The organism is Streptomyces sp. NPDC044044, assembly GCF_056434405.1.
Window position 1 is genome coordinate 141501 of the sequence record NZ_JBWKFG010000009.1, and the last position, 12090, is coordinate 153590.

Below are 12090 nucleotides of genomic sequence, written 5' to 3' on the forward strand. Positions count from 1 at the left end.
GGGTCCTAACGTCAACCGGACCGCCAGACCTGGTGGGAGTTCGATGGTGAACGTTAGGTAGCCCCCATGCTGACAATCCTCGGATTCGTCATGATCGCCACCTTCCTGGTGCTGATCATGATGAAGAAGATGTCGCCGATCGCGGCACTGGTGCTGATCCCCGCGCTCTTCTGCGTGTTCGTAGGAAAGGGAGCCCATCTCGGGGACTACGTCCTCGAAGGCGTCGGGAATCTGGCGCCCACGGCGGCCATGCTCATGTTCGCCATCGTGTACTTCGGCGTCATGATCGACGTCGGCCTCTTCGACCCGATCGTCCGGGGCATCCTGCGCTTCTGCAAGGCGGACCCGGTGCGCATCGTGGTGGGCACCGCCCTGCTCGCCGCCATCGTCTCGCTCGACGGCGACGGCTCGACGACCTTCATGATCACGGTCTCGGCGATGTATCCGCTCTACAAACGCCTCAAGATGAGCCTCGTCGTCATGACGGGCGTCGCGGCCACCGCCAACGGCGTCATGAACACCCTGCCCTGGGGCGGGCCGACGGCCCGCGCCGCGACCGCCCTCAAGGTCGACGCGGCCGACATCTTCGTCCCCATGATCCCGGCGCTCGCCATGGGCCTCGTGGCCGTGTTCCTGCTCTCGTACGCACTGGGCCTGCGGGAGCGCAAGCGGCTCGGCACGCTCTCCCTCGACGAGGTCCTGGAGAAGGAGACGGCGCCCCAGACGGTGCTGGTGGGTGCCGGCGGTGCCACCGGCGGCGGGCGCATGTCGCTCACGAAGAAGACCACCGGGGGAGCGGGTTCGGGAACGGACGCCGACGCCGACGCCGATTCCGGTGACGGCGGCGACGCCGACGAGGACGACGGCTTCCAGGGGCTCGACCCCAACCGCTCCACCCTGCGCCCCAAGCTCTACTGGTTCAACGCCGGTCTCACCGTGGTCCTGCTCACCGCCATGATCATGGAGTGGCTGCCGATCCCGGTCCTCTTCCTGCTCGGTGCCGCGCTGGCCCTGACGGTCAACTTCCCGCACATGCCCGACCAGAAGGCCCGCATCGCCGCCCACGCGGAGAACGTCCTCAACGTCACCGGCATGGTCTTCGCGGCCGCCGTCTTCACCGGCGTCCTCCAGGGCACCGGCATGGTCGACAGCATGGCCACGTGGCTCGTCGACGCGATCCCCGAGGGCATGGGCCCGCAGATGGGCCTGGTGACCGGCCTGCTGTCGCTGCCGCTCACGTACTTCATGTCGAACGACGGCTTCTACTTCGGCGTCCTTCCGGTCCTCGCCGAGGCGGGCCAGGCGCACGGCGTCAGCACCCTGGAGATCGCCCGCGCCTCGATCGCGGGCCAGGCCCTGCACATGTCGAGCCCGCTGGTGCCCGCCGTGTACGTCCTGGTCGGCATGGCCAAGGTCGAGTTCGGCGACCACACCAAGTTCACCGTCAAATGGGCCGTGCTCACCTCGCTCGTGGTGCTCGGCTCCGGAATCCTCTTCGGCATCATCTGATGCCATCGACACCGGGCCGGGCCTGGTTGCTGCGCCTCGTCATCGCCTTCAGCTTCGCGCAGGGGGCGGTGTCGATGGCGCGTCCGGCCGTCTCCTACCGTGCCCTCTCGCTGGGCGCGGACGAGCGGGCGATCGGCGTCATCGCCGGTGTGTACGCCCTGCTGCCGCTCTTCGCCGCCGTGCCGCTCGGGCGCAGGACCGACCACGGGCGGTGCGCGCCGCTCCTTCCGGTCGGCGTCGTCCTGATCGCCGGAGGCTGCGCGCTCAGCGGCACGGCTGGCTCGCTCGCGGCGCTCGCCGCCTGGAGCGGCGTGATGGGCCTCGGCCACCTCTGCTTCGTGATCGGGGCCCAGTCGATCGTCGCGCGGCAGTCCGCCCCCGACGAACAGGACCGCAACTTCGGGCACTTCACGATCGGCGCCTCGCTCGGGCAGCTGATCGGTCCTGTCGCCGCGGGCTCCCTCATCGGCGGGGACATGGGGCGCACCAGCTCCCTCGCCCTGCTCGTCTCGGGAGCGGTCGCTGCGGTCTCGCTCACCTCGCTGTGGCGCATCGAGCACGTCCGTCCCGCCGGAGCCTCGCCCGCGCGGGGCGACAAGGTCCCGGTGCTCGGCATCCTGCGCACCCGTGGCGTGCCCGCGGGGATCTTCATCAGCCTCGCGGTGCTCTCCGCCACGGACATCCTCACGGCCTACCTGCCGGTGGTCGGTGAGCACCGGGGCATCGCGCCCGCGACGGTCGGAGTACTGCTCTCGCTGCGGGCCGCCGCGACGATCGCCTGCCGCCTGGTGATGACACCGCTGATCAACCTGCTCGGCCGTACGGTGCTGATCGTGGTCACGTGTCTGCTGGCCGCCGTGCTGTGCGCGGGGGTGGCGCTGCCGGTGCCGGTGTGGGGGCTCGGGGTGATGCTGGTGCTGCTCGGGTTCTGTCTGGGGGTCGGGCAGCCGCTGTCGATGACGACGGTCGTGCAGGCGGCTCCGGAGGGGGCGCGTTCCACCGCGCTCGCGCTGCGGTTGACCGGGAATCGGCTGGGGCAGGTGGCTGCCCCAGCCGGGGCGGGGCTCATCGCCGGGGTGGCGGGGGTTGCGGCTCCCTTCGTGATGCTGGGTGGGCTCTTGCTGGTGGCGGCCGGGCTGGGGCTGAGGCGGAGCCCTGCGGGGCCATCCGCGGTCCCGCCCCATCCCGGGACCGAGGGCTCCGCTCCCGGACCTTCGCTCGTCAAACGCCGGAGAGGCTGAAAGGGCTGGCCCGTCCGGCGATTGAGGACGAACCCGGCGGAGCCGGTGATCGACGGTCACCGCGCGGCAGGGCCACTCACTTCACCCGCACCTCGCACCGCATCCGCCGCTCATGGCCCACGGCCCGCTCAGGTCCCGTCAAGGTCAGCCGCACCCGGTCGTGGACCACCGTGCTGGACGCGGCGACGCGGAGTTCAAGCGCTCCCGGTTCCACGATCCGCCGGCCGTCGGGGCCCGTGTACGACGCCAGGTCGGCGTGGAACGTGGCGTGGACCTCCGCGGACTCGCCGGGGGCGAGCGGCACCCGGGCATAGCCGACCAGGCGGGCCACGGGGCGCGCGACGCGGCCCACCGGGTCGTGGAGGTAGAGCTGGACGACCTCGGCTCCGGGGCGATCACCCGTGTTGGTGACCGTGACGCGCAGGGTCGTCTCGCCGTCCGTGGGCAGATCGGCGGGGACCGGAGACACCTCCCACGCGAACGTCGAGTACGACAGGCCGTGTCCGAAGGGGAACAGCGGGGTCGGATCGAGGTTGCTGGCCTCGCCCCGGTGGCCGAGCGGGGGAGCCAGGTACGTCCAGGGCTGGCCCGTCGGCTCACGGGGCACGCTGACCGGGAGCCGGCCCGACGGATTGACCCGGCCCGACAGCACGCCCGCGACCGCACCGCCCCCCTCCTCTCCCGGGAAGAACGCCTGCACCACCCCGGCGACGCGGTCGGCCCAGCGCCCGAGCGCGTAAGGGCGGCCGGTGAGCAGGACCAGGATCACGGGGGTGCCGGAAAGGACGGCGGCGTCGATCAAATCGCCCTGGTCGTCGGGGAGTTCGAGGTCCGGCGCGTCGCATCCCTCACCCGACGTGCCACGCCCGAAGAGCCCGGACCTGTCCCCGGCCACGACCACGCAGACCTCCGCGTCGGCCGGGTCGTCGACGAACACCGCACCCGGGAACTCTGCCCGCAGCGCCTGGAGCAGCGTCGGCACGGCGACGCCCATCGGCAGCCGCGGGTGCTCCACGCCCACATGGCGCGGAAAGGTGTAGCAGCCGAGCATCGCCGCCGGGTCGTCGGCGAGCGGGCCCGTCACGGCGATCCGGGTGCCGGGGGCCAGGGGGAGCACCCCGGCCGCGTTGGCGAGCAGGACCACCGACTCCTCGGCCAACTCGCGTGCGAGCAGCCGCATATGGGGCGGATCGAGATCCACGGACGGCGTGGGCGGGGGTGACGCCCACTGCGGGTCGAGCAACCCCAGCTCGCACTTCTGGGTCAGTACGCGCAGGGCGGCCCGGTCCACCGTGTCCTGCGGTACGGCCCCCGTCCCGAAGCACCGCACCGCCGGAAGCTCGATGTCCACCCCCGCCGCAAGGGCCAGCGCGGCAGCACCCGCCCTGGAGTCCGTGACCCCATGGGCGGACTCCAGGAAGGACACCCCGAAGTAGTCCGAGACGACGGTCCCGGTGAACCCCCAGTCCTCGCGCAGGAGTTGGGTGAGCAGCGCATGGTGGGAGTGGGCCGGAAGACCGTCCAGGTCGTTGTACGCGGGCATCACCGAGCGGGCGCCCCCGTCCCGTACCGCCATCTCGAAGGGCGGCAGGACGACGTCCGCGAGCTCGCGCGGGCCGATGGACACCGGGGCGTGGTTGCGGGCCCCGCGCGAGGCCGCGTAGCCCGCGAAGTGCTTGAGCGTGGCGACGATCCCCGCCGATTGGAGGCCTCGTACGTACGCCGTGCCGATGGTCGCCACCAGGTAGGGGTCCTCGCCGATCGACTCCTCCGTGCGGCCCCAGCGCGGGTCGCGCACGACGTCAAGGACCGGGGCGAGACCCTGGTGGATGCCGACCGCGCGCATCGACGCACCGATGGACTCGGCCACCCTGCCCACCAGTTCGGGGTCGAAGGAGGCACCCCAGGCGAGCGGTGTGGGGAAGACGGCGGCCTGCCAGGCGGTGAAACCGGTGAGGCACTCCTCGTGTGCGACGGCGGGCAGGGCGAAGCGGTTCGCGGCCCGCACGCGCTCCTGGAAGGCGGCGAGCCGGGCCGCGCCATCGGCCGGTGCCACCGGGGACGTGCCGAAGGGGCGCGTGAGCTGGCCGAGTCCGTGCGGGAGCAGCTCGTCCAGGTCGACGCGCTGCGCCACCTCGTGCTGGAGCGGCGCCACATCGCCGGTCTCCTGGGCGTCCGAGCCCGGCCAGACGCTGGAGAGCTGGGCGAGTCTCTCCTTCGCGGTCATCCGGGCGAGCAGGTCCGCGGCCCGCTCGGACGCGGGCAGCGTGGTGTCCTGCCAGGGGTGGACCATGAAACTCCTCAAGTCAGCGGCCGCCCGCGCCCATCAGACCGTCGACCAGCTGACGGCGGGCGAAGAGATACACGGCGAAGATGGGCACGATGGAAAGGACCACGGCGGCGAGCAGCGCCGACACGTCGACGCGGAACTCGCCGACGTAGTCGTAGAGGCCGAGGGTGAGCACCCGGGACTCGGGGGACTGGGTGAGGATCAGCGGGAAGAGGAAACCGTTCCAGGCCTGCAGGGCGGTGTACACGGCGGCCGTGGAGATGCCGCCGCGCGCCATCGGCACGACCAGGCGCAGCAGGATGCGGGCAGGGCCCGCGCCGTCGAGAGCCATCGACTCGTACAGCTCCTCGTCGATGTCCCGCATCGAACCGGCGAGGATCAGCACGCTCACGGGCAGCGAGAACGCGGCCGTCGGCAGGATCACCGCGAGCAGCGAGTCGTACAGCTGCAACTTCGTGATCAGCAGGAAGACCGGGATGATCACCGCCTGGGCAGGGATCGCGAGACCGAGCAGGAACATCTGGAAGAGGCGCTGGGCGCCCCGGCCCCGCGCCCGCACCACCGCGTAGCCGACGCACACCCCGAGCACCAGGACGATGGCGACACAGGCGGCCGTCACCACCGCGGTGTTCAGGAGATAGGTGAAGAAGCTGCTGTCCAGGACGCGCCGGTAGTTGTCGAGGGTCGGCTCGGTGGGGACGGAGAGCGGGCCGCGCTCGAAGTAGGCGTCGCGCGACTGGAGGGTCGTGGCGATCAGGACGTACAGCGGCAGCGCGATGATCACGAGCCAGAGGAGCGAGGCGAATCCGGCGGGGACGTTGGGGCGTTCGCGCCGACGGCGGGTCCTGTGAGGAGGCCGCGCGGGGCCGCGGGTGTCGGGACGCCGCTCCAGGGTGCTGGTCACAGGCCCTCCCGGGTCGAGCGCATGGCCGCGAAGCCGGTGAGCCGTACGAGCAGCAGTGAGATGCCCGTCGAGACCACGACGAGCGCCGTGGCGATCGCACTGGCGTAGCCCATGTCACGGGAGACGAAGCCGGTCTCGTACATCCAGTAGGGGACGATCGTGGTGTCCGTGCCGGGGCCGCCCTCGGTGAGGATTAGGACGGTGTCGAAGAACGTCAGCGCGCCGACCACCATCAGGACGGACGAGGTGATGACGGTGTTGCGCAGCTGCGGCAGCGTGATGTGGAAGAACTGCCGTACCGTGCCCGCCCCGTCGATCGACGCCGCGTCGTAGAGGGAGCGCGGGATCTGCCGGGCGCCGCCCTGGTAGAGCAGCGTGTGGAACGGGATGAACTGCCAGGTCGCCACGAAGAGCACCGCCCCGAACGCGCCCCGCGAGGAACCGAGCACGTCGCCGTCCTCGAAGCCGATCCACGGCCCGATGTCGGCGATCAGGCCGAAGTTGGGGTCCAGGAGCGTCTTCCAGAGCAGCGCGAGCGCCACGGACGAGGCGAGCAGCGGCAGGAAGAAGACGGTGCTCAGGACGGCGCGGTTCTTCTGCCGTCCGGCCGCCCAGACGCCGAGCAGCAGCGCGACCGGCGTCTGCACGAGCCAGGTCAGCGCGGTCAGGAGCAGGCTCAGGACCACCGCACCGCGCATGGTGGAGTCCTGCCACAGGCGGCTCCAGTTGCCGGTGCCGCTGAAGGAGGGGAGCCCGCCGAGCCCGTCCCACTCGGTGAAGGAGAGATAGCCGACGAGGACGAGCGGGCCGAGCGCGAAGCAGAGGAAGAACAGGGCGCCTGGCGCGGCCCACAGGAGGCCGGGGCGGCCGGGGCCGCGGGGATGGCGGGCCGGGCTCACTTCACTTCCCGCATCGCGTCGGCGAAGCCCTTCGGGCTCAGGTCGCCGTTGAAGAGCTTCTGCAGGTTGTTGGTGAGCGGCGCGGTGAACCTGGCGGGCAGCGCCTGGTCCCAGGAGAGCGTGAAGGAGGGGGCCCGGCTCACCATGTCGTACTGGTACGTGGCGTAGTCGGGGTTCTCGTGCGCGGAGAGCTGCGACTTCGCGTCCGCGGTCGCCGGCACGTCTCCGTTGGCGACGAGGTCCTTGGCGTAACTCTGCTGGGACGCGAACTTCAGGAACTCCACCGCCGCGTCCCGCCGTTCGCCCTTCTTCACCCGGGTGGCGTTGACGGACCAGTAGTTGGTCGGGTTGCCGACGACGTCCTTGGGGTCGCCCTTGCCGCCCGGGACCGCGGGGAAGGCGGTCCAGCCGAGGCCCGACTTGGCGAACTCCTTCTGGTTGGCCTGCTGGTTGGCGTACTCCCAGCTGCCCATCAGGTGCATGGCGGCCTTGCCGCGGGCGAAGAGGGTGGAGGCGCCGTCCGCCGTGTAGTTGACGGACTTGTAGTTCTTGCCGAAGGCCCCGCGGTCGACCAGGTCGCGGATCGTCCCGCCCGCCTTGATCATGGACGGGTCGTTCCAGGCGGACTTGTCGCCGTCCACGATCTTCTGGAAGACCCCGGGGCCGCCGAACCGGTCGAGGAGGTACTCCAGCCACATCAGCTCGGTCCATGGGTCGGCGCCCGCGAGCGCGAACGGCGTGACGTCCTTCTCCTTGAAGGTGTCGATCAGGTCGAGCATGTCGTCCCAGGAGGCGGGGGGCTCGGCGCCCGCCTCGCGGAAGACCTTCTTGTTGTAGAAGAGGATCACCGGCTGCATGCCGCGCATCGGAACGCCGTAGTACGTCCCGTCGATGCGGCCCGCGTCGAGGATCGAGGGGATGAACGCCTTTTTCAGGGCGGGGTCCTTCTTCATGTACGGACCGAGGTCGACGAGCATGTCCTTGGCCGCGAAGTCGCTGATGGAGCCGCCGCCCCAGTTGAAGAAGATGTCGGGGGCGTTGGCGGTGCCCATGGAGGTGCGCATCTTGTCCTGATAGCCCTCGCCGGGGATCTCGACGAGCTTCACCTTGACGTCCGAGGTCTTGTTGAAGCGGTCGACGACCTTGCGCTGCACGGCGGCCGACGGGTCGCCGTAGACCCAGGCCTCCAGCGCGGCGCCACCACCGCCCGCGCTGTCCTGCGGACCGCCGCTGCCACAGGCGGAGAGGCCGGTGGCGGCGAGCGTCAGGGCCGCGGTGGCCAGGGCCGTACGTATGCGTCGGCGCAGAGGAGGGGTAGGCATCGCAGCGCACCTTCCGGAAGAGTTCCGAAAACTATCGGTCGATGCGCACGGAAGTTACGGGCGGCGTTCGTACGTGTCAACGCTCCTGACAGGAAAGGGAGTTGGCGGTAAGGGTGAGGGAGGGGCCTCGGAGGCCGCTCAGACCCGCGGCGCGGTGCTCGCCCGCACCACGAGCTCCGTGGCCAGCTCGACGCGGGGCGACGCGGGCTCCTCGCCGAGCGCGAGCCGCAGCACCGTGCGCGCCGCCAACTTCCCCATGTCGGACAGGGGTTGGCGCACGGTCGTCAGGGGCGGCGCCGACCAGCTGACCTCCGGCAGATCGTCGAAGCCCACCACGCTGAGGTCCTCGGGGACACGAAGGCCGCGCCGCCGCAGGGCCTCGATCGCGCCCAGGGCCATCTGGTCGCTCGCGGCGAAGAGCGCGGTCGGCGGCTCGGCAAGGCCGAGGAGTTCGCCCGCTCCGGCGAACCCGGACGCGTGGTAGAAGTCGCCCGGCACGATCAGCGCGTCGTCGACGGGCACGCCCGCGCTCTCCAGGGCCGCACGGTAGCCGTCGAGCCTGGCCCGGGAGCACAGGAGCCTCGGCGGTCCCGCGATGAAGCCGATCCTGCGGTGGCCCAGGGAGAGCAGATGCTCCGTCGCGGCCATGCCGCCCGCCCAGTTGGTGGCGCCCACGGTCGGTGCGTCGAGGGCCGGTGAGCCCGCCGGGTCGATCACGACGAGCGGCACGCCGAGGCGCCGCAGCTCGTCGTGGAGCACCGGTTCCAGGACCGAGGTCACCAGGATCACGCCGTCCGACGCGCGGGCCCGCAGGTTCTTCATCCACTGCCGGGCGGAGCCCGACGCACCGTGGATCGCGGAGACGACCGTGCCCGCACCTGCCGCGTGCGCCACTTCCTCCACACCGCGGATGATCTCCACGGCCCAGGGGCTGTCGAGGTCGTTGAAGACCAGGTCGACGAGGGCGGCGCGGCTGCCGGGCGCGGTCGGCCTGCGTTCGTAGCCGTGCTCGCGCAGCAGGTCCTCGATGCGCGCGCGGGTCTCCTCCGAGACGTCGGACCGGCCGTTGACCACCCGCGAGACCGTCGGCACCGAGACGCCCGCCTGCCGGGCTATCTCCGTGATGGTCACCTTGCTCCTTGACCGGCTCACTTCCCCACCTCCATTGACGAGTCCCCGTCACGCCCTTACCGTTCCGGACGCATTCTCGAAACTTTGCAGAAGTCTTCCGGAACACCGGAGTTGACGTGAAGCCTAGAGGAGAGGGACATCCATGAAGCTACAGAACTTAACCAGAGCCGCGTGCGGCCTGCCGGTCGTCGCGGCACTGATCCTGTCGGCCACGGGAACGGCCACGGGGCACACGGCCGCCGCCGACCCGCGACTGAAGCAACTCGCCGCCGCCAAGGGCATCTACTACGGGACCGCCGTCACCGGTTCCAAGCTCACCGGCACCTACGCCTCGGTCGCCGCCGACCAGTTCGGCTCGATCACCCCCGGCAACGAGATGAAATGGGAGTCGGTCGAACCGCGGCGCGGCACGTACGACTGGTCCGGCGCCGACCGCGTGGTGGAGTTCGCCGAGGGGCACGCGCAGCAGGTCCGCGGCCACACCCTGGTCTGGCACAGCCAGCTCCCGTCGTGGCTGAGCTCCGGAAACTGGTCGGGCGCCGAGCTGCGCACGATCATGAAAGGGCACATCGCGGCCGAGGCGGGCCGCTACAAGGGCCGCGTCGACCACTGGGACGTGGTCAACGAGCCGTTCGACGAGGACGGGTCGCGCAGGCAGTCGATCTTCCAGACCGAGCTGGGGGACTCCTACATCGCCGAGGCACTGACCGCGGCACGTGCCGCCGACCCGCAGGCCGACCTCTATGTGAACGACTACAACGTCGAGGGCGTCAACGCGAAGTCCGACGCCCTGTACAACCTGGTCAAGTCCCTGAAGGCGCAGGGCGTCCCGATCGACGGCGTCGGCCTCCAGGCGCATCTGATCGTCGGTCAGGTGCCGTCCACGCTCCAGGCGAACATCAAGCGGTTCGCCGATCTGGGCGTCGACGTCGCCGTCACCGAGCTCGACATCCGTATGCAGGTCCCGGCCACCGACGCGAAACTCGCCCAGCAGAAGGCCGACTACAAGGCCGTCACCAGCGCCTGCCTCGCGGTGTCGCGCTGTGCGGGCATCACCGTCTGGGGCTTCACGGACTCCGACTCCTGGATCCCCGACTGGTTCGAGGGTGAGGGCGCCGCGACTCCGTACGACGAGAACTTCCGGCCCAAGCCCGCCTATTACGGCATCGCCGAGGCGCTCGGCTGGTCCGGCCGCCGAACACGCTGAACGCCCTGACGAGCGCGAGTTCCCCGGAGGCGCCGGCTGCCTCCGGGGAACGGGGTACTACGGGGTACTACGAGATGCTACGAGCCGATCGGACCGGCCACTACGGGACGATCTTGAGCAGCTTGTTCGGCGAGCCGGTTCCCGGGCTCGTGACCTTGCCCGATGTGGCTCCGTTCACCAGCGCCGACGAGACCTGCGCCGGCGTGGCCGAGGTGTGGCCCGCCAGGTAGACCGCCGCGGCGCCCGCGACGTGCGGAGTGGCCATCGACGTACCGGAGATGGTGTTCGTTGCGGTGTCGCTGGTGTTCCAGCCCGCCTTGATCGAGACACCCGGCGCGAAGATGTCCAGGACCGAGCCGTAGTTGGACCAGCTGGCCTTGGCGTCCGTGTTGCTGGTGGCGCCGACCGTGATGGCCGCGGGGACCCGCGCCGGGGACGACGAGGAGGCGTTGACGCCCTCGTTGCCCGCGGCGACCGCGTAGCTGACGCCGTCGGCGATGGAGTTCTTCACCGCGTTGTCCAGCGAGGTGGATGCCCCGCCGCCCAGCGACATGTTGGCCACGGCGGGTGCGCCCGCCGCGTGGTTGCCGGTCACCCAGTCGATGCCCGCGATGACACCGGCGGTCGTGCCGGAGCCGTTGTTGTCGAGCACGCGGACGGCCACGATCTTGGCCTTCTTGGCGACGCCGTACGTCTTGCCCGCGATGGTGGTGGCCACGTGCGTGCCGTGGCCGTTGCCGTCCTGGGCGGTGGTGTCGCCGTCCACGGCGTCGTAGCCGTTCACCGCGCGCCCGCTGATCTCGGAGTGCGTGATGCGCACACCGGTGTCGATCACGTACGCGGTGACGCCCGAACCCGCGGTGTCCGGGTAGGTGTAGGTGCCGGACAGCGGCAGGCTCGTCTGGTCGATGCGGTCCAGACCCCAGGGAGCGTTGGTCTGGGTCGCGTCGGCCGTGACCCGCTGGTTCTGCTCGACCGTGGCGACCGCGGGGTCGGCGGCGAGGCGTCTCGCCTCCGCCGCGCTCAGCTCCACGGTGTATCCGTCGAGGGCGGACTTGAAGGTCTTCTTCACCGAGCCGCCGTACTCCGATATCAGGCCCTTGCCCTGGGTCGAGGCGGCGCTGAAGTCCGAGTTCTTCTTCAGGGTGACGATGTAGCTGCCCTTGACGGCGTCGGCCGAACCGGCCCCGATCACGGTGCCTTCGGCGGGAGCGGCCTGGGCCGGAAGGGCGGTGACCGCACCGAACAGCGTGGCGGCGGTGGCGGTCGAGATCGCCGCGGCGATCACAGTCTTCTTGCTGCGCAGCATTGCCATTACGAGGGAGTCCTCCTCATAGGCGGCGCGCGCCCTGGGTCGGGCGGCGCAACTGTGGGGGCGTGTGCGTGATCGCACACACAGCCGGGAGCGGTGCGTTCCGCTCCCGGCGCGAACAGCAGACTGGCGGCTCTACGGGCGTAGATCAAGGGAGTTGGCGTCTTGACATGTGTCTGTCACATGCACGAAATCGAACTTGCGCGGAACTCTTGGGGGGTAGGTGTCGAGCCGCGGCGTATGCCCCGCCCCGACGCCCCTGGTGTCAAAAAACT

General features: G+C 70.5%; 8 protein-coding genes and 1 pseudogene. 3 read left to right on the forward strand and 6 right to left on the reverse strand.

The features are described from left to right. Positions 1-66: 66 nt before the first annotated feature. Complete coding sequence (locus AC07AG_RS31360; protein ID WP_478759512.1) at positions 67-1509, forward strand: CitMHS family transporter; 1443 nt, start codon at positions 67-69, stop codon at positions 1507-1509. Then, entirely contained in the window at positions 1509-2750 is a 1242-nt protein-coding gene (locus AC07AG_RS31365) for an MFS transporter (protein ID WP_478759513.1), read from the forward strand. The genes AC07AG_RS31360 and AC07AG_RS31365 overlap by 1 nt, the downstream gene beginning before the upstream one ends. A 76-nt stretch (positions 2751-2826) precedes the next feature. Here AC07AG_RS31365 and AC07AG_RS31370 read toward each other — a convergent pair whose 3' ends face one another. The 5 genes from AC07AG_RS31370 to AC07AG_RS31390 all read right to left on the reverse strand — a co-directional run bounded on the left by AC07AG_RS31370 (position 2827) and on the right by AC07AG_RS31390 (position 9296). After that, the gene (locus AC07AG_RS31370; protein WP_478759514.1) at positions 2827-5043 is read right to left on the reverse strand and encodes a beta-xylosidase/alpha-l-arabinosidase; all 2217 of its coding nucleotides are present in this window, start codon (positions 5041-5043) and stop codon (positions 2827-2829) included. Positions 5044-5056: 13 nt separating this feature from the next. Continuing rightward, complete coding sequence (locus AC07AG_RS31375; protein WP_478759515.1) at positions 5057-5944, reverse strand: carbohydrate ABC transporter permease; 888 nt, start codon at positions 5942-5944, stop codon at positions 5057-5059. Then, a complete protein-coding gene (locus AC07AG_RS31380; RefSeq protein ID WP_478759516.1) occupies positions 5941-6843 on the reverse strand; it encodes a carbohydrate ABC transporter permease in 903 nt (300 codons plus the stop codon). Before AC07AG_RS31380 ends, AC07AG_RS31375 begins: the two co-directional genes overlap by 4 nt. Next, a complete protein-coding gene (locus AC07AG_RS31385) occupies positions 6840-8165 on the reverse strand; it encodes an ABC transporter substrate-binding protein (protein ID WP_478759517.1) in 1326 nt (441 codons plus the stop codon). Before AC07AG_RS31385 ends, AC07AG_RS31380 begins: the two co-directional genes overlap by 4 nt. Before the next feature lie 138 nt (positions 8166-8303). Then, on the reverse strand, positions 8304-9296 hold the full coding sequence (locus AC07AG_RS31390; protein WP_478759518.1) for a LacI family DNA-binding transcriptional regulator: 993 nt from the start codon (positions 9294-9296) through the stop codon (positions 8304-8306). A gap of 142 nt (positions 9297-9438) precedes the next feature. Between AC07AG_RS31390 and AC07AG_RS31395 the strand changes: the two are divergent. Further along, a pseudogene (locus AC07AG_RS31395) lies at positions 9439-10479 on the forward strand (endo-1,4-beta-xylanase); the annotation flags it as partial. 124 nt (positions 10480-10603) lie between these two features. Here AC07AG_RS31395 and AC07AG_RS31400 read toward each other — a convergent pair. Continuing rightward, positions 10604-11818, reverse strand: coding sequence for a S8 family peptidase (locus AC07AG_RS31400; RefSeq protein WP_478759519.1), 1215 nt, complete (start codon positions 11816-11818; stop codon positions 10604-10606). Positions 11819-12090 lie beyond the last annotated feature (272 nt).

Coding starts and splice junctions, on each gene's coding strand:
- AC07AG_RS31360 (WP_478759512.1), top strand. CDS start 67: ATGCTGACAATCCTCGGATTCGTCATGATCGCCACCTTCCTGGTGCTG.
- AC07AG_RS31365 (WP_478759513.1), top strand. CDS start 1,509: ATGCCATCGACACCGGGCCGGGCCTGGTTGCTGCGCCTCGTCATCGCC.
- AC07AG_RS31370 (WP_478759514.1), bottom strand. CDS start 5,043: ATGGTCCACCCCTGGCAGGACACCACGCTGCCCGCGTCCGAGCGGGCC.
- AC07AG_RS31385 (WP_478759517.1), bottom strand. CDS start 8,165: ATGCCTACCCCTCCTCTGCGCCGACGCATACGTACGGCCCTGGCCACC.
- AC07AG_RS31400 (WP_478759519.1), bottom strand. CDS start 11,818: ATGGCAATGCTGCGCAGCAAGAAGACTGTGATCGCCGCGGCGATCTCG.